The sequence below is a fragment of the Amycolatopsis sp. NPDC021455 genome (assembly GCF_040640995.1).
Lineage (GTDB): Bacteria > Actinomycetota > Actinomycetes > Mycobacteriales > Pseudonocardiaceae > Amycolatopsis.
Genome location: NZ_JBFACT010000054.1, coordinates 23,391 through 42,313, shown reverse-complemented (window position 1 = coordinate 42,313; position 18,923 = coordinate 23,391). Strand labels below are relative to the sequence as shown.

22 protein-coding genes are annotated in these 18,923 nt (G+C 71.6%); 10 read left to right on the top strand and 12 right to left on the bottom strand.

Going from position 1 to position 18,923, the window contains the following annotated elements; translation table 11 throughout:
- The first annotated feature begins 20 nt into the window (after nucleotides 1-20).
- Nucleotides 21-440, top strand: coding sequence for a RidA family protein (locus AB0G28_RS37275; protein WP_361100544.1), 420 nt, complete (start codon nucleotides 21-23; stop codon nucleotides 438-440).
- Nucleotides 441-610: 170 nt separating this feature from the next.
- Entirely contained in the window at nucleotides 611-1,078 is a 468-nt protein-coding gene (locus AB0G28_RS37270) for a nitroreductase family deazaflavin-dependent oxidoreductase (protein ID WP_361100608.1), read from the top strand.
- Here AB0G28_RS37270 and AB0G28_RS37265 read toward each other — a convergent pair.
- Complete coding sequence (locus tag AB0G28_RS37265) at nucleotides 1,068-1,601, bottom strand: GNAT family N-acetyltransferase (RefSeq protein WP_361100541.1); 534 nt, start codon at nucleotides 1,599-1,601, stop codon at nucleotides 1,068-1,070. The genes AB0G28_RS37270 and AB0G28_RS37265 overlap by 11 nt on opposite strands.
- Before the next feature lie 67 nt (nucleotides 1,602-1,668).
- Between AB0G28_RS37265 and AB0G28_RS37260 the strand changes: the two genes are divergently transcribed.
- Nucleotides 1,669-3,015 carry a pyridoxal-dependent decarboxylase gene (locus AB0G28_RS37260; RefSeq protein WP_361100605.1) on the top strand — a complete coding sequence of 449 codons (1,347 nt, stop codon included), beginning with the start codon at nucleotides 1,669-1,671 and terminating at the stop codon, nucleotides 3,013-3,015.
- On the opposite strand, the gene AB0G28_RS37255 is transcribed toward AB0G28_RS37260, so the two are convergent.
- Nucleotides 3,009-3,401 carry a hypothetical protein gene (locus AB0G28_RS37255; protein WP_361100538.1) on the bottom strand — a complete coding sequence of 131 codons (393 nt, stop codon included), beginning with the start codon at nucleotides 3,399-3,401 and terminating at the stop codon, nucleotides 3,009-3,011. The two genes, AB0G28_RS37260 and AB0G28_RS37255, sit on opposite strands and share 7 nt — an antisense overlap.
- A gap of 143 nt (nucleotides 3,402-3,544) precedes the next feature.
- Here AB0G28_RS37255 and AB0G28_RS37250 point away from each other — a divergent pair, with 143 nt between their 5' ends.
- Both AB0G28_RS37250 and AB0G28_RS37245 read left to right on the top strand, forming a co-directional pair.
- Nucleotides 3,545-4,747: a glycoside hydrolase family 18 protein gene (locus AB0G28_RS37250; protein WP_361100535.1), complete on the top strand. Its 1,203-nt coding sequence runs from the start codon at nucleotides 3,545-3,547 to the stop codon at nucleotides 4,745-4,747.
- A gap of 188 nt (nucleotides 4,748-4,935) precedes the next feature.
- Nucleotides 4,936-5,061: a hypothetical protein gene (locus tag AB0G28_RS37245; RefSeq protein ID WP_361100532.1), complete on the top strand. Its 126-nt coding sequence runs from the start codon at nucleotides 4,936-4,938 to the stop codon at nucleotides 5,059-5,061.
- Between the two features lie 61 nt (nucleotides 5,062-5,122).
- Here AB0G28_RS37245 and AB0G28_RS37240 read toward each other — a convergent pair whose 3' ends face one another.
- Complete coding sequence (locus AB0G28_RS37240) at nucleotides 5,123-5,545, bottom strand: DUF5709 domain-containing protein (RefSeq protein ID WP_361100602.1); 423 nt, start codon at nucleotides 5,543-5,545, stop codon at nucleotides 5,123-5,125.
- Between the two features lie 99 nt (nucleotides 5,546-5,644).
- On the opposite strand from AB0G28_RS37240, the gene AB0G28_RS37235 reads away from it, so the two are divergent.
- Nucleotides 5,645-6,472 (top strand): cyclase family protein, encoded by an 828-nt coding sequence (locus AB0G28_RS37235; RefSeq protein ID WP_361100529.1) that lies wholly within the window; start codon nucleotides 5,645-5,647, stop codon nucleotides 6,470-6,472.
- Between the two features lie 18 nt (nucleotides 6,473-6,490).
- Here the strand turns inward: AB0G28_RS37235 and AB0G28_RS37230 are convergent, their stop codons facing one another.
- The 3 genes from AB0G28_RS37230 to AB0G28_RS37220 all read right to left on the bottom strand — a co-directional run bounded on the left by AB0G28_RS37230 (nucleotide 6,491) and on the right by AB0G28_RS37220 (nucleotide 10,367).
- Nucleotides 6,491-8,794, bottom strand: a complete 2,304-nt coding sequence (locus AB0G28_RS37230; RefSeq protein ID WP_361100526.1) for an EAL domain-containing protein — start codon at nucleotides 8,792-8,794, stop codon at nucleotides 6,491-6,493.
- A 69-nt stretch (nucleotides 8,795-8,863) separates the two neighbouring features.
- Nucleotides 8,864-9,370, bottom strand: coding sequence for a hypothetical protein (locus AB0G28_RS37225; protein ID WP_361100523.1), 507 nt, complete (start codon nucleotides 9,368-9,370; stop codon nucleotides 8,864-8,866).
- A gap of 157 nt (nucleotides 9,371-9,527) precedes the next feature.
- On the bottom strand, nucleotides 9,528-10,367 hold the full coding sequence (locus tag AB0G28_RS37220) for a transposase family protein (protein ID WP_361100520.1): 840 nt from the start codon (nucleotides 10,365-10,367) through the stop codon (nucleotides 9,528-9,530).
- Between the two features lie 235 nt (nucleotides 10,368-10,602).
- On the opposite strand from AB0G28_RS37220, the gene sigJ reads away from it, so the two are divergent.
- Nucleotides 10,603-11,463: an RNA polymerase sigma factor SigJ gene (sigJ, locus tag AB0G28_RS37215; protein ID WP_361100517.1), complete on the top strand. Its 861-nt coding sequence runs from the start codon at nucleotides 10,603-10,605 to the stop codon at nucleotides 11,461-11,463.
- Here the strand turns inward: sigJ and AB0G28_RS37210 are convergent.
- The 3 genes from AB0G28_RS37210 to AB0G28_RS37200 are packed head-to-tail and all read right to left on the bottom strand — an operon-like array spanning nucleotide 11,405 to nucleotide 14,921.
- On the bottom strand, nucleotides 11,405-12,964 hold the full coding sequence (locus AB0G28_RS37210) for an AMP-binding protein (protein WP_361100514.1): 1,560 nt from the start codon (nucleotides 12,962-12,964) through the stop codon (nucleotides 11,405-11,407). The genes sigJ and AB0G28_RS37210 overlap by 59 nt on opposite strands.
- Before the next feature lie 5 nt (nucleotides 12,965-12,969).
- Complete coding sequence (locus tag AB0G28_RS37205) at nucleotides 12,970-14,091, bottom strand: DUF5938 domain-containing protein (RefSeq protein WP_361100511.1); 1,122 nt, start codon at nucleotides 14,089-14,091, stop codon at nucleotides 12,970-12,972.
- A gap of 26 nt (nucleotides 14,092-14,117) precedes the next feature.
- Nucleotides 14,118-14,921, bottom strand: a complete 804-nt coding sequence (locus tag AB0G28_RS37200) for an SDR family NAD(P)-dependent oxidoreductase (protein ID WP_361100508.1) — start codon at nucleotides 14,919-14,921, stop codon at nucleotides 14,118-14,120.
- Nucleotides 14,922-15,058: 137 nt separating this feature from the next.
- Here AB0G28_RS37200 and AB0G28_RS37195 point away from each other — a divergent pair, with 137 nt between their 5' ends.
- Complete coding sequence (locus AB0G28_RS37195; protein ID WP_361100505.1) at nucleotides 15,059-15,700, top strand: TetR/AcrR family transcriptional regulator; 642 nt, start codon at nucleotides 15,059-15,061, stop codon at nucleotides 15,698-15,700.
- Here the strand turns inward: AB0G28_RS37195 and AB0G28_RS37190 are convergent.
- Complete coding sequence (locus tag AB0G28_RS37190; protein ID WP_361100502.1) at nucleotides 15,697-15,864, bottom strand: hypothetical protein; 168 nt, start codon at nucleotides 15,862-15,864, stop codon at nucleotides 15,697-15,699. The genes AB0G28_RS37195 and AB0G28_RS37190 overlap by 4 nt on opposite strands.
- A 334-nt stretch (nucleotides 15,865-16,198) precedes the next feature.
- Here AB0G28_RS37190 and AB0G28_RS37185 point away from each other — a divergent pair, with 334 nt between their 5' ends.
- Both AB0G28_RS37185 and shbA (AB0G28_RS37180) read left to right on the top strand, forming a co-directional pair.
- Entirely contained in the window at nucleotides 16,199-17,146 is a 948-nt protein-coding gene (locus tag AB0G28_RS37185; protein WP_361100499.1) for a hypothetical protein, read from the top strand.
- Nucleotides 17,147-17,376: 230 nt separating this feature from the next.
- The gene (gene shbA / locus AB0G28_RS37180) at nucleotides 17,377-18,018 is read left to right on the top strand and encodes an RNA polymerase sigma factor ShbA (RefSeq protein WP_361100599.1); all 642 of its coding nucleotides are present in this window, start codon (nucleotides 17,377-17,379) and stop codon (nucleotides 18,016-18,018) included.
- A gap of 3 nt (nucleotides 18,019-18,021) precedes the next feature.
- Here shbA (AB0G28_RS37180) and AB0G28_RS37175 read toward each other — a convergent pair whose 3' ends face one another.
- Nucleotides 18,022-18,324: a cupin domain-containing protein gene (locus AB0G28_RS37175; protein ID WP_361100496.1), complete on the bottom strand. Its 303-nt coding sequence runs from the start codon at nucleotides 18,322-18,324 to the stop codon at nucleotides 18,022-18,024.
- Nucleotides 18,325-18,343: 19 nt separating this feature from the next.
- On the bottom strand, nucleotides 18,344-18,871 hold the full coding sequence (gene shbA, locus AB0G28_RS37170; RefSeq protein ID WP_361100493.1) for an RNA polymerase sigma factor ShbA: 528 nt from the start codon (nucleotides 18,869-18,871) through the stop codon (nucleotides 18,344-18,346).
- Nucleotides 18,872-18,923: the final 52 nt, after the last annotated feature.

The window sequence follows — 18,923 nt, the reverse complement described above, 5'->3', positions numbered from 1 at the left end:
GTCAATCGAAGGGATTCCCCATGAGCGCGCCGCAGTTCTCGGTCACCCCCGGCTACGGCCCCCGGCACCTCGCCGCCCTGCACTACACCCAGGCGGTCCGGATCGGTGACCGCGTCGAAATCTCGGGCCAGGGCGGCTGGGACGACGACACCGTCTTCCCCGAGTCGCTCGAGGACGAAATCGTCCAGGCCTTCGACAACGTCGAGCGCACGCTCGCCACCGCCGGCGCCACGTGGGCCGACGTCGTCGCGATGGACTCGTTCCACGTCCCCACCGCGGCCGACACCATCGGCGACGACCACACCCGGGTCATGGTCGAGCAGCTCCGCAAGCGGATGGGCGACCGCGCGCCCATCTGGACCCAGCTCGGCGTCGCCGCGCTGGGCGCGCCGGGGATGCGGGTCGAGATCCGCGTCACCGCCGTCACCGGGCAGGACTAAAGGGCGCGACCGGAGGCCCGGCCGCCCGCCTCAAGCGCCCCAATGTGGCGTTGGGTGCGCTGGACGCACCGAACGCCACATTGGGTGCGCTGGACGCACCCAACGCCACATTGGGGGCATCGGGTGGGGCAACCGGCTGCCGGCGAGGTTAGGGTTCCGGCGTGGCTGGTTTGCGGGGTGTCTTCGCCGGGTTCGGCAAGAGCAGGGCGTTCGCCGTGCTGGGGCGGGCGCTGGTGCCCGCCGACCGGGTGCTGCTGCGGGTCAGCGGCGGCCGGGTCGGCGTCGGCGCCGCCGTCGGGTTGCGGACGCTGCTGCTCACCACCATCGGACGGCGCAGCGGCGAACCCCGGCAGGTGCCGCTGCTGTACGTCGAACGCGGTGGCGGGTACGTCGTGATCGGCTCCAACTGGGGCGGGGAGGCGCACCCGGCCTGGTCGGCGAACCTCCTGGCCCACCCGGCGGCGACCGTCGCGATCGGCGGCCGGACCGTCGAGGTCACCGGGCGGCTGCTGACCGGGGACGAGCGGCAGGAGATGTGGGACGCCGTCGCCGCCTACTGGCCCGCTTACGACCGCTACGCCGTGCGGGCCGAGCACCGCGAAATCCGCGTCTTCCTGCTGGAGCCCGTCAGTCGATGAGGTCGGTGTGCCGGATCCGGTACACCTGCAGCCGCAGGTTGTAGTACTTGTCCGTCTCGCCGACCCAGCGCATGCCGAGCCGCTTGGCCACGGCGATCGCGCGCGTGTTGTTCGGCCGCGCCACCGCGAACAGCTCCTCGGTGTCCTGCGTGAACGCCCACTCGATCAGCGCCGTCGCCGCTTCCGACGCGTAGCCCTTGCCCCAGACGCCGGGCGCGAGCTGCCAGCTCAGCTCGAGGTCCTCCTCGAACGGCGGCAGCAGCCGGATGCCGAGGCCGCCGATCACGGCGCCGTCCTCCTTGCGCTGCACGGCCCACCGGCCGCGCGGCGGCGGCAGGTTCGGCTGCGCTTCCTGCCAGGCGTGCAGCACCGCGCGCATCGCGCCGACGTCGCCGACGCGGTCCATCGCCGGGGTCAGCCAGTGCGTGACGTCCTCCGCGCCGTAGATCGCGAACGCGGCTTCGGCGTCGGCAGGCGTCCAGTCCCGGATCACGAGCCGGTCGGTGCCCAACGGAGTCTCCATATCAGACGCTACGTCCGGGAGTCCTTGATTGTTCCCGGGACGCACCTAGAGTCGGTCCGTGGACGAGATGCGCGCGCTGCTGGCCCGCGCCGCCGAGCTGGCGGCGGATCACCGCGAGAGCCTGGCGGACCGGCCGGTCGCCCGTGCCGTCGACCCGGACGCCCTGCGCGCCGGCTTCGGCGGCCCGCTCCCGGAAACGCCGAGCCCACCGTCCGAAGTGCTCGAAGAGCTCGCCCGCGCCGCCGAGCCGGGACTGGTCGCCACGGCCGGGCCGCGGTTCTTCGGTTTCGTCGTCGGCGGCGCGTTGCCGGCGGCCACCGCGGCCGACGTGCTCGCCGCGGGCTGGGACCAGAACGGGTTCAACGCCGTCCTCTCACCCGCCGCGGCCGCCGCCGAAGACGTCGCCGGTGGCTGGCTGAAGGAGCTGCTGGGCCTGCCCGCCACGGCGTCCGCCGGGTTCGTCACCGGCGGCCAGGCGGCGAACACCACCGGGCTCGCCGCGGCCCGGCACCACGTGCTGGCCGAAGCCGGCTGGGACGTCGAACGCGACGGGCTCGTCGGCGCCCCGCGCGTCCGCGTCATCGCGAGCGAAGAACGGCACGCCACCATCGACCGCGCGTTGCGCCTGCTGGGCTTCGGCACCCGGGCCGTCGAGCCGGTCGCCGCCGGGCCGCAGGGCGCGATCGACGTCGCCGACCTCGAACGCGTGCTCGCCGCCGGAAACGGACCGGCGATCGTCTGCCTGCAGGCGGGGAACGTGAACACCGGAGCGTGCGACGACCTGCGTGCCGCCCGCGAAGCCGCGGGCGACGCCTGGATCCACGTCGACGGCGCCTTCGGGTTGTGGGCCGCGGCCAACCCGGCCACCGCGGCGCTGCTCGACGGCGCCGAGCTGGCCGACTCCTGGGCCTGCGACGGGCACAAGTGGCTGAACGTCCCGTACGACTCGGGGTTCGTCTTCTGCGCCCGCCCGGACGTCCACGCCGCGGCGATCTCCTACCGCGCGGCCTACCTGACCGGGGCCGGCGAGGTCTCCGGCATGGGTGACCTGACGCTGGAGTCGTCGCGCCGCGCCCGCGGTTTCGCGGTCTGGGCGGCGTTGCGCGAGCTGGGCCGCGACGGAGTCGCCGAGCTCGTCGACCGCTGCTGCCGGCTGGCGCGGCGCTTCGCGAAGGCCCTCGCCGACGGCGGCGCCGAGATCGGCAACGACGTCGTCCTCAACCAGGTCCTCGTCTCCTTCGGCGACGCCACCGACGCGATCATCCGGAAGGTCCAGGACGACGGCACGTGCTGGCTCGGCGGCACCACCTGGCGCGGCCGCCGCTACCTGCGGATCTCGGTGTCCGGCTGGACGACGACGGAGGCCGACGTCGACCGCTCGGCCGCGGCGATCCTCCGCCTGGCCGGTCAGTGACCTTCGCGCACCGAGAGGGAATCCGTCCGCCAGGCGATTTCCTTCTCGCCGCCGGTCGGCCAGCTCGACGACAGCCGCCGCCGGACGCTGCCCAGCGCGCCCAGCTCGGCGAGGTCGACGCGGGAACCCTGCGCGGCCAGCGACGAAACCTCGGCGGTGGTGAGCGGGACGAAGTCGAAGTACTGCGCGTCTTCGCCGCCGTTCCAGTCGACGAATTCGGTGAAGATCGCGGCGAACGACTGGCCGCATTCGGGGCACCGGCGCAGCGACACGCTGAAATGCGAACGCTCGACCAGGCGATGCGTCTTGTTCAGCCGGGTCGTGCAGAAGGCCAGTGCGGTCAGGGCGTCTTCGCCGGAGCAGCGGGCGCAGCCGAACTCGGTCATCGGCCGATCATCGCACGTCCGTGAATCCGCGTCCGGCTGGGGGCGCATCGGGAAATCCGTTGACCGTACCGATTTGACCCTGGTTCGAAATGGTCTGGACCTGTTAGTCTCGGCTGGTCCGTCCGGCTGGTGAGGAGAATCCCGTGCTCCGCATGAGAAAACGCGTCGCCGTCATCGCACTCGCGCTCGCCGGTGCCTCCGTCGCGGCGCCACCCGCGGATGCCGGGAAGGCCCAGGGCAAGGTGATGGCCTACTTCGCCGATTGGGACGTCTACGCCCGCAATTACCACGTAAAGGACATCGAGACGTCCGGTTCGGCCGCGAAACTGACGCACGTCAACTACGCGTTCGGCAACGTCACGGGCGGCGGCTGCGTGGTCGGCGACCCGTGGGCCGACCACGACATGCCCTACGACGCCGCCACGAGCGTCAGCGGTCAGGCCGACAGCGCCGAACCCGGCGCCCTGCACGGCAGTTTCAGCCAGCTGCTTGAACTGAAGAAGCTGCATCCGAAGCTGAAGGTGCTGTGGTCCTTCGGCGGCTGGACCTGGTCGGCGGGGTTCACCGAGGCGGCGAAGAACCCGGCCGCCTTCGCCGAATCCTGCTACAACCTCGTCAACGACCCGCGCTGGGCGGGCGTGTTCGACGGCATCGACATCGACTGGGAATACCCGAACGCCTGCGGCAACACCTGTGACACCAGCGGGCCGAAGGCGTTCACGGGACTGGTCAAGGCGCTGCGCGCGAAGTTCGGGCACCAGCTCGTCACCGCCGCGATCACCGCGGACGGCTCGAACGGCGGCAAGATCGACGCCGCCGACTACGCCGGGGCGAGCCGGTACCTCGACTGGTACAACGTGATGACCTATGACTACTTCATCCCCGGGGCGAGCCCGGCCGGGCCCACCGCGCCGCACTCGCCGCTGCGGGCCTACCCGGGCCTCCCGACGGCCGGCTACTACGCCGACGCGGCGATCCAGAAGCTGCGCCGCCAGGGCGTGCCGTCGGCGAAGATGTTGCTGGGCCTCGGGTTCTACGGCCGCGGCTGGGACGGCGTGACGCAGAAGCAGCCCGGCGGCACGGCGACCGGCCCGGCGCCCGGCACGTACGAAGCGGGCGTCGAGGACTACAAGGTCCTCAAGACCAAGTGCCCCGCCAACGGCCGGGTCGCGGGCACGGCGTACGCGAAGTGCGGCTCGCAGTGGTGGAGCTACGACACGCCCGAGACGGCGTCGGCCAAGGCCGGGTACGCGAAGTCGCAGGGGCTCGGCGGGGTGTTCGCCTGGGAGCTGTCCGGCGACACCGCGAACGCGGAACTGCTGAAGGCCGTCGCGGGCCGCTGCTGAAACCGAGCTGGAGGGCCCGGACGCGAGCGCGTCCGGGCCCTTCGTCCACTTAGGAGCGAGCGGGGAAGCCGGGCCGCCGCGCGCCGGGCACCGGCAGGAGGAGCACCAGCAGCGTCCGCGGGAAGGACGCCGGCCCGGCGGCGTGGACCAGCGCCGGGCTGCCCGCGAACGCCGCCGGCGGCAAACGCTTGCGGCGCCAGGTCGCGGTGGGCGGGATCGCTCATCCCGGGCAGCACGCCGGCGGGCAGGGCGAGTACCTCGACGCGGTCCGCGAGTACAACGGCGTGCGGCCGGCGGCTCGCCGAACGTCCTGAACGAGTCGTTCAGGACCTCCGGTGTCTTGAACGAGTCGTTCAAGACACCGGCAGCGTCACCTCACCAGCGCCGTGACGGGTCGATCACGTGGACCGCCGCTTCCTCCGCCGAAGCCGCGCCGCCGTCGATGCCCGAGTCGGACGCGTACAGCTCTTCGTCGGTGTCCTCGCCGTAGCCCTCGTTCGAAGCGACCAGACGGCCCGCGCGGACGTCGCCGACCTCGTCGTCGATCAGCTCGCCGTCGGAGTCTTCGCTGTCGCCGAGGCCGTCGCCGTCCTCGGCAGCCACGTCCGGGACCTCGCGGGCGAGCCGGCGCTCCCAGCTTTCGCCCTCCGCCGTCTCGCGCGCGGTGGTGCCCCAGCCCTCGGTCGCCTGGGCGCGTTCCGGCGGTGAATAACCCTCCGCCAGCTCGTCGCGGTCGTCCAAAGTGTCCTCGGGGTCGAGGATGCCGTCGTCGGCGCTGTCTTCGATGTCGTTGCCCACGACCTCCATCTTCGCGCAACTCCTTGGCCGCGCCGAGTCCGGGTGATATCACCGTGTCAGTGCCGGGTGGACCGGAGCTGGGTGGAAAGGTGATCCCTCATGCCGATGAGACGCAAGGTGCTGGCCGCGGGGCTGGCCGGGGTGTTCGGCGCCGCGCTGTCCGGGCGGACGGCCCAGGCCGCGACGGCGACCCCGCCGGTGCGGCTGGACCAGCTGAACCTGGTCAACCTCTCGCACGTCAACGACCCCGCCACGACGAACGTCTTCCCCGGGGACCCGGCCTTCGAGCTGGAAACCATCGCGACCATCCCCCAGGACGGCTACTACCTGCAGTTCGTCCGCGAAGGGGAGCACACCGGGACGCACTGGGGCGCGCCCGGGCACTTCAACACCGGCGAGCCGCTCGCCGACGACATGGACCCCGGGGACCTGTTCCGGCCCGCCGTGAAGATCGACGTGCGGGCGAAGGCCGCGGCGAACCCGGACTACGCCGTCACGGTCGACGACCTCAAGGCGTGGGAGAAGTGCTACGGCCGGATCCCGAACGAGTCCGTCGTCGTGCTGTGGACCGGCTGGGACGCCAAGTGGGGCACGCCCGCGTACCCGAACACCGACGCCGACGGCGTGCTGCACCAGCCCGGCTTCTCCATCCCCGCCGTGCAGTGGCTGATCGACACCGGACGGCTGGGGCGCCGCGGCGGCACCGGCACCGACACGTTCAGCCCCGACGTCGGCACCGACGAGACCTACACCGTGTCGAAGCTGGTCTACCGGCGGCACCGGATCAGCCTGGAGATCCTGGCGAACCTCAAGGCACTGCCGACGACCGGCGCGTGGGTGCTCGCGGGCGGCCCGATCAACCGCAGGGGCGCCGGCTCGACCGCGACGATCTTCGGCGTGCTGCCGCCGGGCGTGAACGCCGGTTAACCGCGGCGTGAACGCTCGTTAACCGGCGGAAAGCGTCGACAGGCGCAGCTGGGACAGCGGGGCCGGGTAGCCGAACCGGTAGCCCTGGGCGGTCGTGCAGCCCGCCCGGACGACCAGTTCGGCCTGCTCGGCCGTCTCGATGCCTTCGGCGACCACGGCCACGTCGAGGTCGGCGCACAGCCCGACCAGCGACCGGCACAGCGCCGCGTCGCGGTCCGGCTGGACGCCGGTGGTCAGCGCCCGGTCCAGCTTGATCAGGTCGACCGGCAGCGCGTGCAGGACGGTCAGCGAGCTGTACCCGGCGCCGAAGTCGTCGAGCGCCACCCGGACGCCGAGGGCCTGCAGGCGGCGGATCGCGGCGGCACCCGCGGCCAGGTCCGGCACCGGCACGGTCTCGGTGATCTCGACGATCAGCCGGTCCGCGGGCAGCCGGTACCGGTCGAGGCTCGCGCCGACGCTCTCCTCGAGCGACGCGGCGCCGAGCCGGCTCGCGCAGACGTTGACGTGCACGGTGAGGTCCAGCCCGGCCGCGGTGATCTCGCGGCAGGCGAGGTCCAGCACCAGCGCGTCCAGTTCGGCACCGAGGCCGGCGCCTTCGGCGGCGCGGACGAACGTCTCGGGCGACACCGCGGTGCCGTCCCGCGTGGTCCACCGGGCCAGTGCCTCCACGGCCACCGGCGTCTCGTCGGCCAGCCGGACGATCGGCTGGAACACCAGGGCGAAGCCTTCGGGGAGGCCGCCGTCCGCGCGGCGCAGCGCCGACGGGAAGTCGGGCGGCCCGTCCGGCGACGGGTGGTACACGACCGTGGTGTCCTTGCCCAGCCGCTTGCCCGCGTACATCGACGAGTCCGCACGGCCCAGCAGCACGTCCGAGGTCACCGACGGCTCGGCCGGGTCCGGCACCACCAGGCCCATGCTCGCGCGGACCGGGACCAGCGTGCCCTGCACCGCGAACGGCCGCCGCAGCGCGCTCTGGATCCGGTCGGCGACGGCCTGCGGCGCGTCGAGCTCGCCCTCGAGGAGGATCGCGAACTCGTCGCCGCCCAGCCGCGCGACGGTGTCGCCCGCGCGCACGCAGCTCAGCAGCCGCTGGGCGACCGCGTGCAGCAGGGCGTCGCCGCCCGCGTGCCCGAACCGGTCGTTGACCTCCTTGAAGTCGTCGAGGTCGACGAAGATCAGCACGAGCGGCCGGTGCCCGCCGTCCGCGGCCTGCTCGACGGCGCGATCCAGCCGGTCGGCGAACAGCGCCCGGTTGGCCAGCCCGGTCAGCGGGTCGTGGTAGGCCTGGTGGGTCAGCTGCAGCTGACCCTCGTACACCCGGCGCAGCAGCAACCTGTTGTCCAGCAAGGAAAGCAGCTGCCGCGCGAGCACCAGGAACACGATGAGCACGCCGATGGACACCTCGACGCCGTCCGGCCCGGCCCCGGCCAGCAGCTGCACGGTGATCAGCAGCGCGACCGCGGTGACCGGCACGTACGGCAGCGCGACCTGCCACCAGTCGACGCCGACCGGCTGGCCCGCTTCGTCGTGCCGCCGGGCGCGGGGCGTGAAGAGCAAGGCGAAGGCGATGAACAGCGGGCCGAGCACGAACCCCGTGTCCGCCCACGGCTTCATGCTCTCCGCGCCGATGCTGACCAGGTAGGCGAACACGCTGTCCGAGCAGGCCAGCGCGACGATCCCGACGGCGGCCAGCAGCAGGTTCGCGCGGTAGGGGCGGTCCACCCGGTCGAACACGACCAGCAGCACCGCGACGACCACGACCACCAGGTCCGACAGCGGGTAGGCGATGGCGACGGCCCAGGTCAGCGCGTCCGGGCCGGTGGCGCGGACGACCTGACCGAGCGCCGCGGTCCAGGTGAGGATGAACAGCGAGCCGGTGACCACCAGCCCGTCGAGCACCACTGCGACGCCGAACCACTGGGCCGGCTGCCAGCGTTCGCGTTCCGGCCGGGCCCGCGCGTGCGCGAGGACGAACAGGGCGGCGAGCGCGAACACCGGGAAGCTCAGGTACCCGACGTCGGCCAGCGACGGCGACGGCAGCCCCCGGCCGTCGATCAGCTGGTACCAGGACCAGACGCACTGGCCGAGCGACCAGCCCGTCATGCCGGTCGCGACCAGGATCCGCCACCAGCGCTGGTGCCCCCGGACGCGGCGGGCCACGAGGACTCCGCACACGACCCCGGTGAGCCCGGCGCTCAGCTGCATGGCGTCGTCGATCCACAGCGCGACGGTGTCGCCCCAGAACGCGAATCCGTTGACGAAGATCATCGCCGCCGTGACGAGGACGAGCACGATCGCCACTGGGTACCGCCGCAGTGTCATGGCACCTCACGCGGTCACGCATGCCGGTCGGACCGGCAAACAGTACACCGCGCGTGATCGACTACGCGCTCACCGCACCGATACCGCCTCTCGCCGGACGCGGCCCCACGGCTTGAACACCGAGAGGACGTTCGAAAGCAGCAGCAGGCTGGGGGCGACGACCACGGGAGGGAGCAGGCCGCCGGGGTCGCCCTCCGGTGTCCCGCCGGCGGCGAGCTGCCTGCCGAACTCGGCGACGTCGTCGATCCCCGGCCGCAGCGAGAAGAAGATCAGCAGCACCATCAGCACGTTGGCGGCCAGCTTCACCGCCACCCACCAGTAGCGGACCAGGCCGTACCTGCTGCCGAGACCGAGCACGACGCCGGTGGCGAGGGTGAGGACGGCGGTGGTCAGCATCGGCCAGACCACGAACAACCCGACCGCGCGCAGGCTCGTGGCGACCACGGCGGGGTCGCCGGAAAGCAGCGCGGTGCAGATCAGGATGCCGAACGCCGCGTCGATCCCGAACCACAGGCCGGCCGACACGATGTGTGCCAGCAGGTACGCCTTGCGGGCCCGGGTGCTCAGCCTGGTCATGGTGGCCGCCCTCCTCGTCGATGCCCCCATCGTCCGAGGCGGGGGTGCCGCGGTCGTCCGTCCGCGGACGGCACTTGCGGCTACGCCCCGGTGCGTACCGCGCCGGCTGGCCCGGGTTCTCGTGACAGAGCCGGGGGACGCACCCAATGAGGTTTTCTCAGTAGCGGCCGTGGTGTTCGTGGTGGGTGAGGACGAGGGCGGCTTGGACGATGGTGCCGATGCGGTGGGGGCAGAGGGTGACTCGTCGTAGGGCTGACCAGCGGGTTTTGAGGATGGCCATGGCGCGTTCGCCGAGGGCTCGGGCTCGGGATTGGAGCAGGTTGTAGACCCGTTGGCGGGCCGGAAGTGTGGGCTGAGCTGCGGTTTTCTTGAATGGGGTGTGGATGCCGATGCCGGCGGCGTGGTAGGCCTTGTCGGCCAGGGTTTTCAGGCCTTTGGCTGCGGCGGCGGTCAGGGCGCCGACGATCTCGTGGTCGCGGGCGGCGGAGAGGTCGTTGCGGGAGCCGGGCAGCACCTCGGAGGTCCACAACGGGAACCCGTCGGGGGGCAGGAACTGGATGTTGCCGCCGAAGGTGCGGTGTTTGCCGGAGTACCACAGGTGCACGGTCTGGCCGCGGTTTTTGCCTTTGGTTTTGGTCGTGGTCGCCGCGACCCGGTCACAGGGGATGAGGGTGCCGTCCAGGATCACGTGGGTGTCGCCCTGGGCGCGCCGGTCGGTCAGTACCTCGTGCAGGTCCGGCGCTTGGGCGGCGAGGGCGGTGAGGGCCTCGTGCAGGTAGCGGTAGGCAGTAGCCACACTGATCCGGTGGTCGGCGGCCAGCCGGTGGACGGGGGTGGCGTCGCGGAACCAGCGCAGCACCAGCACTGCCTGCCAGTAGACAGTCAGGGCGCGCCGGCTGCGGCGGGTGCCGCGCCGGCGCCGTTCCGCGCGGAGAACACGGGCGACGAACCAGACCAGCTCGTGCGCGACGTCGAGGGTGGCAGCATAATTGATCACGTGGGGCCTCTGGACTCTCGGACTTGATCTTCGCAAATCCAGTCCTACCAGGGGCCCCACGCCCACCTGAGCACAACACGCCCACCAGCCACCGCTACTGAGAAAACCTCAATGTGGCGTTCGGTGCGTCCAACGCACCCAATGTGGCGTTCGGTGCGTCAGACGCACCCAACGCCACATTGGGGCGCATCCGGGCCGGCTGTCACGGATTGCCGCTCGGGCTCGTCAGAGCGGTGTGAACGATCTTCTGTGCGAGCGGCCGCGGCTGATCGGCCTCGCCTATCGGCTCCTGGGGTCCCTGAGCGACGCCGAAGACGCCGTCCAAGAGGCCTACGGCCGGTGGTACGCCCTGTCGGGGCCGCAGCGGGCCGCGATCGAGCGGCCGGGCGCGTGGCTGACGACGGTCGCGAGCCGGATCTGCCTGGACGTCCTCGGCTCGGCGCGGGTCCGTCGCGAACGCTACGTCGGCGAGTGGATTCCCGAGCCGCTGCCGGAAGAGGCGGGGTGGCCCGGCGACCCGGCCGACCGCGTCACGCTCGACGAGTCGGTCACCATGGCGTTCCTCGTCGTGCTCGAGGCCATGACGCCGGCCGAACGCGTGGCGTTCGTCCTGCACGACGTGTTCGGCTACCCGTTCGCGGAGGTGGCCGCGGTCCTCGGCCGCTCGGCGGCGGCGTGCCGCCAGCTCGCCACCTCCGCGCGCCGCCGGGTCCGGGCGGCACGGGGACCGGCGCCGCGGGGGAGCGCGGACGTCGTCCGGGCCTTCAAGCTGGCCTGGGAGGCGAAGGACATCGAAGGCCTGATCGGCCTCCTCGACCCCGAGGCCCAGGCCACCGCCGACGGCGGCGGCCTGGTCAGCACGGTTCTCCACCCGATCACCGGAAGCGAGCGGATCGCGCGCTACGCCGTGGACATCACCGGCCGGATCCCGGCGTTGACGCTGGTGGAGACCGTCGTCAACGGACGGCCGGGCCTGCTCGCCCGGCGCGGCGACGCCGTCGTGATGGTCATGGCGTTCGACGTGGCCGGGGAGTCGATCAGGCGGATCTGGGCGGTGCGGAACCCGGAGAAGCTCCGGCCGTGGCAGGCGGCGTGAGCAGCCGGGCCTTGACCTCGCCCTTCAGCACCTTGCCCACTTTGGAGCGGGGCAGGTCCGTCCAGACCAGGACCTCCTTGGGGGCCTTGACGCTCCCGAGCAGGCCCTTCGCGAACTCCCGCAGCTCCGCGGCCGGTACCCCGCGCCCGGAGTGGAACTGCACCACGGCCGTCACCTGCTCGCCCCACTTCTCGTGCGGCAGCCCGACGACCGCGCAGTCCCGCACCGCGGGATGGCTCAGCAGCGCCTGTTCGACTTCGGCGGAGTACACGTTGAACCCGCCGCTGATGATCATGTCCTTGAGACGGTCCACAATGTACAGATAGTTGTCTTCGTCGAGGTAGCCGACGTCGCCGGTGTGGTGCCACCCGTTCCGGGAGACGGCGGCCGTGGCGGCCGGGTCACCGTAATACCCGGCCATCACCAGCGGGCCGCGCACCACGATCTCCCCGCGGGCTCCCCGGTCCAGGAGCGCGCCATCGGCGTCCATGATGGCCACCTGCGTCAGCGGCGTCGGCTTGCCCGCCGAGGCGAACCGCTCGACGGCGAGCGTGCCGTCGGCGTGGAAGTGGTCCGCCGGGGCGAGCGTGGAGATCATCATCGGCGCCTCCGACTGCCCGAACAGCTGGCCCAGCACCGGCCCGATCCGTTCGATCGCCTCCCGCAGCCGCGCGGTGGACATCGGCGCCGCGCCGTACCAGAGGCACTGCAGCGACGACAGATCCGCGGCGTCCAGCGTGATGTCGTCCAGCAGCAGGTAGATCAGCGTCGGCGGCAGGAACGCGTGCGTGATCCGGTTCCGCTCGACCAGGGCGATGAACTCCGTCAGGTCCGGTGAGGGCATCACGACGATCTCGCCGCCGAGCGCCATGACGGGGAAGCACAACACCCCCGCCGCGTGCGTGAGCGGCGCCAGCGCCAGGTACCGCGGGCGCCCCTCGAAGGGGTAGCTCATCAGCGTCAGCGCGGTCATCGTCTCGATGTTGTGCCCGGTCAGCACCACGCCCTTGGGCCGGCCGGTCGTCCCGCCGGTGCCGGCGAGCAGCACCACGTCGTCCACCGGCGGGGCTTCCCAGGGCACGGCGTCGCCGAGCCACGGCTCGAACGAGCCGTCGTCGAGGCAGACGACCGTTTTCAGCTTCGGCAGGTCCGGCCGGATCCGCTCGACCAGCGGCGCGAACGACGACTGGAAGATCAGGCACGTGCAGTCGAAGAGGTCGAGCTGGTCGCGGTTTTCGGCGGCGGCGTTGCGCGGGTTGACCGGGCACCACACCGCGCCCGCCCGCGAAATGCCGAAGACGCAGGAAAACGCGAGCGGGTCGTTGCCGGAAAGGATCGCGACCTTCTCGCCCGGGCGGATGCCGGAGCGGTCCAGCGCCTGGGCGATCCGCCAGGACAGCTCCTGCACGGACGCGTAGCTCAGCGAGACGCCCGCCGTGGTCAGGCAGGGCGCCGAGTGGCCGAGCGAGGCTCCCTTGTCGAGGTAGTCGGCCAGGCGCATGGCGGTCAGACCTGCACGGTCAGGACCGGCGCCTGCACCAGGCCGAAGTTCCGCAGCACGCCCAGCAGCTCGCGGTGCCCGAACGCCTGGCACGCCGACGCGAACCCGGCCCGCCGCGGCGGTTGCTGCAGCAGCGAATACGCCGCATAGGCCTGCAACAGGCCGGTCTGCTTGTAGTTGCAGGTGCCGTGGATGACGCAGTGCGCGCGTCCGGCCGGGCCGGAGGCGTGCACCGAATCCAGCGACGTGTTGATCCGCTGGTTCTCCCGCGGCGGCATCTCGTCGCGCACGGCGGCGGCCTGCTCGTGCAGCACCTTGAGCTTCTCCGCCTCCGGCAGGCCGTCGACCTGCTCCAGGACCGCCTTCACGATCAGCGGCACACCCTGCATCAGGGCCCGGTCGAAGACGCCGCCGAGGGCCTTGACGTTCGCCACGCGCGGGTCGCGCTTGAACCACACCGGGTGCGACGTCCCGCCCCACGGCAGGGCCAGGCCGATCTCGTGCTGCCCGGGCACGGCGACGTCGTGCAGGCCGCCGTCGGCCGGCCATTCGACGTAGGTGTCCTGTTCGAGGTGGTAGGCCTTCGACAGCGCGGCGTTGACCAGGATCGTCTGCGTCGAGGCGACGGTGGGGTAGCCCTTCCAGAACACCAGGATGTCGAGGGTGTCCAGGCCGGGCGTTTCGAGGCAGAGGTTCGCGGCGATCTCGCCGGTGGTGTACATCTGCGCGATGCCGGGCGAGAGCAGCAGGCCCTGCTCGGCCATCCGCGCGCCGTACGTTTCGTCGCAGGTGATCAGCCAGTCCTGTTCCCCGGTCGTGTCGAGGTAGTGCGTGCCGCTGCGGATGCAGGCCTCGACGACTTCGTGGCCGTATTCGGCGAACGGCCCGACGGTGTTGCAGACGACGGACGCGCCGTCGAACAGCTCGGCCAGCGACTCTGCCTCGTGGCCGACTTCGACGACTTCGTGGTCGACCGTGTCGAGGCCGGGCACGTGGTCGAGGGCGGCCTGGATGCGGGCCTTGTCGCGGCCGGCCGCGGTGAACGGGATGTGGTATTCGCGCAGGTATTCGCAGATCAGGCGGCCGGTGTAGCCGGAGGCGCCGTAGACGACGACGGGCTTGGTCATGGCTCGTGCCTTTCGGGAAGAGGGGGTCACATGCCCATGCCGCCGTCGACCGGCAGGCCGGCGCCGGTGACGAAACGGGCGGCGTCGGAAGCCAGGAACACGACGGCGTCGGCCATGTCGGCGACTTCGCCGAGGCGGCCGGCCGGGGTCTGCCCGACGACGGCGCCGATGGCGTCCTCGACGCTGGGGAAGAGGCCCAGCCGGACGACGTCGGTGGCGAGCTGGTTGCCCATTTCGGTGGGGACCAGGCCGGGGTAGACGCAGTTGACGCGCACGCCGTAGCCGAGCTTCCCGGCCTCCATGGCGGCGACGCGGGTCAGCCGGTCGACGGCCGACTTCGTCGCGGAGTAGCCGGCGATGCCGGGGAAGGCGATGGTCGCGGCGACCGACGCGATGTTGACGACGGCGCCGCCGTTCCCGGCCGGGCCGCCGGGGCGCATCGCGCGGAAGGCGTGCTTGATGCCGAGCGCGGTGCCCACGACGTTGACCTCGAGCATCCGCCGGAGGTCGCTCGCGTCGAGGTCGGCGACCAGGCCGGAGATCTCGATCCCGGCGTTGTTGACCACGATGTCCAGGCCGCCGAGCTCGGCGATCGTGGCCGTGACCGCCTGCTCCCACGAGTCGTCGTCGGTGACGTCGAGCGGGACGAACGCGGCGGTGGCGCCGGTCTGCTTGAGCGCGTCGGCGGTGGCGCGGCCGAGGTCCTCGCGGATGTCGGCGATCACCACCGACGCGCCCGCTTCGGCCAGCGCCTGGGCCATTCCGGCGCCGAGGCCGCGGGCTCCTCCGGTGACGAGCGCGGCGCGCCCGGACAGGTCGTGACCAGCCATGACATCTCCTCCTTGAGACGGCTGGGGCACAGCATCGGCCGAAGACTGGACAGTCGTCAAGAGTTTCTTGGACACTCGTCAAGAAAAAGTTGGCCAAGTGCCCGATAGACTGGGGCCCGTCCCCGGTGAAGTGACGGATGGTGCAGGTGACAGAGGCGAAGGAGCGGACCCGCGAGCGGATCTCGCGCCGCCAGGTCGACAAGTTCGAGCAGCGGCGCGCCCAGCTGGCCGAGTCCGCGCTGCAGACGCTGGCCGAGCTCGGGTACGCCCGCACCAGCCTGCGGGAGATCGCCCAGAACTCGGAGTTCTCGCACGGCGTGCTGCACTACTACTTCGCCGACAAGGTCGACCTGCTGACCCACTGCGTCCGGCGGTTCGAGGAAGTCTGCGTCACCCGGTACGACGAAATCGTCGCCCGTGCGCAGACGGCGTTCGAGCTGCAACGCGACTTCGCGACGGCGATGGCCGCGACGCTGCGCGCGGACGCGAAGATGCACCGGCTCTGGTACGACCTGCGCAACCAGAGCCTGTTCGAGGAGTCGTTCCGCGCCGACGTGCTGGAGATCGACCGGCGCCGCGAAGAGATGATCCGGCAGGTGGTGACGCGCTACGCGGATCTGGTGTCCGCGCCGCTGGACGTGCCGGCGCCGCTCGCCTACGCGCTGCTCGACGGCCTGTTCCAGCAGGCGCTGCTCCGGCACCTGGCCGGAGCGGAGGAGGCCGCGGCGCAGCTCGAACGGGACGTGCCGTCCGTGCTGGCCCGCCTCGTGGCCGGCTAGGGGTCGCCGGGTTCGCGGCGGCCCCGCGGCGCGGGCACGACGAACGCGATGACCGTCGCCGCCAGGCCGGCGAGCACGGACAGGTGCACGGCGGCCGGTACGGCGCTGAGCAGGAACAGCCGCAGCGACCCCGAGATCAGCAGGCGCCACATCTTCGGGCTCATGATCAACAAGTACCCGCGGCGGCACGCCCTCAACCGGGCGGTGAGGCCACAGCCGGGTCACGATCACCCGGCCGGGGCGCGCGTGATCGCCATTCCGGCTCCCGTACGCCGAGGAGTCGCACGGCCGGGGTCGATCCGGAGATTTCCGCCCGGAATCGGTGTGCCACGCCAAGAATGCGACCTCCGGGAACCGGACATCGAGGGCTTTCCCCTTTCCCTGGGTACCAGGAACGGAAACCGCGGGATAACGATCCGTTTGCCGCACCTTGATCGACTGGACATCGGCGATGGCGCTGACGAACATTGATGCCCGCGGGAGGGAAGGGGCACAACAGTGGACGTCAGTGCGGCGGACGTGGTCGGCGAGCTCAAGGCCCTGCGCAAAGGGAGGGCAATTTTCACGACACCGCTCGCGGACCGGGTCGGCCCGGCATTGCGCACCACTTGTGGCATTGCCGAAGAGGACGGCACGGTGGAGATGCGGCGCAAGCTCTTCGACCGATTGCGGCCGCTGGTCGAATCGTTGCCGGAGGATCTGAAGATCGCTTTGATCGCCGCGTTCGCGCTGGACGAGCGGGCGCGGAAGCCGTTCTACCAGGAACGGGTGCACTGGGCGGCGATCACGCTCGACCGCGACGACCGGACGGTGCGGCGGCGGATCGACGAGGGAATCCAGCAGATCGCCGCGCTGGCCGTCGCGGACGCGGCGGACGCGGGATCGCGCTATCCGAGCGGCAGCTGGCACACCGAAGAACTGCGCGTCACGCTGGCGCTCGACCGGCCGGTGGCGGAGGCGTTCGAATTCCGCCGGGTGATCGCCGACGCCGACGAAATCGCCGTGCTGGACCTGGCGCTCACGCTGCCCGCGCCCGGGGAATCCGCGGAATCGGTGCGCGAATCCGATCTCGAGGTCGACGTGTTCCACGGCGGGGTGCTCGACCGCCTGGTGCGGGAATCGGGGGACCGGTTCGGGCTTCGGCTGCGGCTCCCGGAGCCGTTACGGCGCGGTGCGCGGCGCGAGATCGGCTTGCGATTCCGGGCGAACCTGCGGGAACCGCGGTATCTCTGCGTGCCGCGGCACCCGTGCGATCTTTTCGATCTGCACGTCCGGTTCGGTGAAACCGTGCCGGAGCGGATCGTGCGGCTCGACGGCGTCGATCGCGGCGAAACGAAGCACCTGACCACACGCGGCCCCGAGCTGGAACCCGACGAAGCCGGCGAGGTGCACGTGCGGTTCCGGCGCCTCGCGCCCGGGTTGGGCTACGGGATTCGCTGGTGGTGAATTGTCCAGGATCTGTCCGGTAATGCGCGGGTGCCCGCCGCCCGGCCCGGGCGGGCGGTGAACGGTTAACGGACAATAGCTGGACAACCACCGCGATATTGCAACGTTGCTGGTCAGCGCCTCGATAACCGATATGTCGGGCCGGGAACCGTCGAAGCACCCATGTGCTCCATTGTGGACGGACGGACGGGAATCCCGGTGGCGGACGCGAGGAGGGACCCGTGGAAACCATGATCTGCCAGGCGGCGCAGGAGGCGCCGGTCGACGGCTACACCGTGCTGAAGAACTCGCCGCGGCCCGAGGGCGCGCTGGCGAAGGAGCGGCTCGACCCGGTGGTGGCGGCCGCGCGCGACGGCGACCCGCACGCGGTGCAGGCGCTGCTGCGGCTGATCAAGCCGGCGATCGTGCGTTACTGCCGGGCGCGGATCGGCGGCCGCGACCTCTCGTACCTCTCGGCCGACGACGTCGCGCAGGAGGTGTGCCTGGCCGTGCTGAAGGTGCTGCCGACCTACCAGGACCGCGGCGGTTCGTTCCTGTACCTCGTGCGGGCCATCGCGGCGAACAAGGTCGCCGACGCCTTCCGCTCGGTGGCGCGCGACCGGGCGAAGCCGGTCCCGGAGCTGCCCGACCGGCCGCTGGGCGGGAACGAGCCGGAGAACCACGTGCTCGAGCTGGACCTGGGCGCCCGGCTGGGCCGGCTGGTGGCGTCGCTGCCGCGGCTGCAGCAGGAGATCCTCGCGCTGCGGATCGTGGTCGGCCTGTCGGCGACGGAGACGGCGGAGGCGCTGGGCATCTCCGCCGGCAACGTCCGCATCACGCAGTACCGCGCCCTGGGCAAGCTGCGCGGCATGATCGGCGACGGCTGGCTGTGAGCGTCACTCCAGCCATTCGGTGATGAAGTGGTCGCTTTCGTGGATGTGCACGGCTTCGTAGACGCCGGGGCCGAGCACCGCGAACTTGTGCGGCGTGCCGGCCGGGACGACGAGCACGTCCCCGGCGCCGCCGTCACGCTGCTCGTCGCCGACGGTGAACCGGGCCCGCCCGCGGATGATGACGAACGTCTCGGTGTAGGGGTGCCGGTGCAGCCGCGGCCCCGAGCCGACGACGTCGGTGCTTTCGCGGATGACCGAGATCCCGGACCCGACATCGCGTCCTTCGAAGTTCTCGCTGTCGCTCATCAGCCGAGGGTAGCCAGTTTCACAGCCGGGTTCCGTGCTCCGCCGTCATGACCTTGCGCAGCTGGCCGAGTGCCCGGTGCTGGGCGACGCGGACGGCGCCCGGCGTCGAGCCGACCGCCGCCGCGGTCTCCTCCGCCGACAGGCCGACCACCACCCTCAGCACCACGATCTCCCGCTGCTTCTCCGGCAGCACCCGCAGCAGCTTCGCCATGCGTTCGCCGAGCTCGCGCCGGAGGGCGTGGTGCTCGGGGTCCATCGAGGAGTCGACCTCGTCCGGCAGCTCCGCGACCGGTTCGTCCTGCTGCCGGGCCGCCGCCTTGCGGGCGGCCGCGACCTTGTGCCGGGCGATGCCGCACACGAAACTCGGGAACGGCCGCTCCGGTGGCCACCCCGGCAGCGCCTTGAGCACCGCGAGGCAGACGTCCTGCGCGACGTCGTCCGCCGAGCGCCAGGTGTCCTGTCCCGCCCCGAGGCGGGCGCGGCAGTAGCGCACCACCAGCGGCCGCGCCGCGGCCAGCAGGCGGTCCTGGGCTGGGCTGGTCGTCATGACTTTCCTCCCCGAGCTCCCGCGGCGGACGCCGATCGGCAGGGGGGACTAC

Excerpts from the sequence above, each read along its gene's own strand:
- AB0G28_RS37210 (WP_361100514.1), bottom strand. The coding sequence starts at position 12,964 with ATGCGCCTGGCCGACTACCTCGACAAGGGAGCCTCGCTCGGCCACTCG.
- AB0G28_RS37255 (WP_361100538.1), bottom strand. The coding sequence starts at position 3,401 with ATGACCGAGTTCGGCTGCGCCCGCTGCTCCGGCGAAGACGCCCTGACC.
- AB0G28_RS37275 (WP_361100544.1), top strand. The coding sequence starts at position 21 with ATGAGCGCGCCGCAGTTCTCGGTCACCCCCGGCTACGGCCCCCGGCAC.
- AB0G28_RS37235 (WP_361100529.1), top strand. The coding sequence starts at position 5,645 with ATGCCGATGAGACGCAAGGTGCTGGCCGCGGGGCTGGCCGGGGTGTTC.
- AB0G28_RS37205 (WP_361100511.1), bottom strand. The coding sequence starts at position 14,091 with ATGACCAAGCCCGTCGTCGTCTACGGCGCCTCCGGCTACACCGGCCGC.
- AB0G28_RS37195 (WP_361100505.1), top strand. The coding sequence starts at position 15,059 with ATGGTGCAGGTGACAGAGGCGAAGGAGCGGACCCGCGAGCGGATCTCG.
- AB0G28_RS37265 (WP_361100541.1), bottom strand. The coding sequence starts at position 1,601 with ATGGAGACTCCGTTGGGCACCGACCGGCTCGTGATCCGGGACTGGACG.
- AB0G28_RS37200 (WP_361100508.1), bottom strand. The coding sequence starts at position 14,921 with ATGGCTGGTCACGACCTGTCCGGGCGCGCCGCGCTCGTCACCGGAGGA.
- AB0G28_RS37175 (WP_361100496.1), bottom strand. The coding sequence starts at position 18,324 with ATGAGCGACAGCGAGAACTTCGAAGGACGCGATGTCGGGTCCGGGATC.
- AB0G28_RS37260 (WP_361100605.1), top strand. The coding sequence starts at position 1,669 with ATGCGCGCGCTGCTGGCCCGCGCCGCCGAGCTGGCGGCGGATCACCGC.
- AB0G28_RS37190 (WP_361100502.1), bottom strand. The coding sequence starts at position 15,864 with ATGAGCCCGAAGATGTGGCGCCTGCTGATCTCGGGGTCGCTGCGGCTG.
- AB0G28_RS37230 (WP_361100526.1), bottom strand. The coding sequence starts at position 8,794 with ATGACACTGCGGCGGTACCCAGTGGCGATCGTGCTCGTCCTCGTCACG.
- shbA (WP_361100599.1), top strand. The coding sequence starts at position 17,377 with ATGATCTGCCAGGCGGCGCAGGAGGCGCCGGTCGACGGCTACACCGTG.
- AB0G28_RS37225 (WP_361100523.1), bottom strand. The coding sequence starts at position 9,370 with ATGACCAGGCTGAGCACCCGGGCCCGCAAGGCGTACCTGCTGGCACAC.
- shbA (WP_361100493.1), bottom strand. The coding sequence starts at position 18,871 with ATGACGACCAGCCCAGCCCAGGACCGCCTGCTGGCCGCGGCGCGGCCG.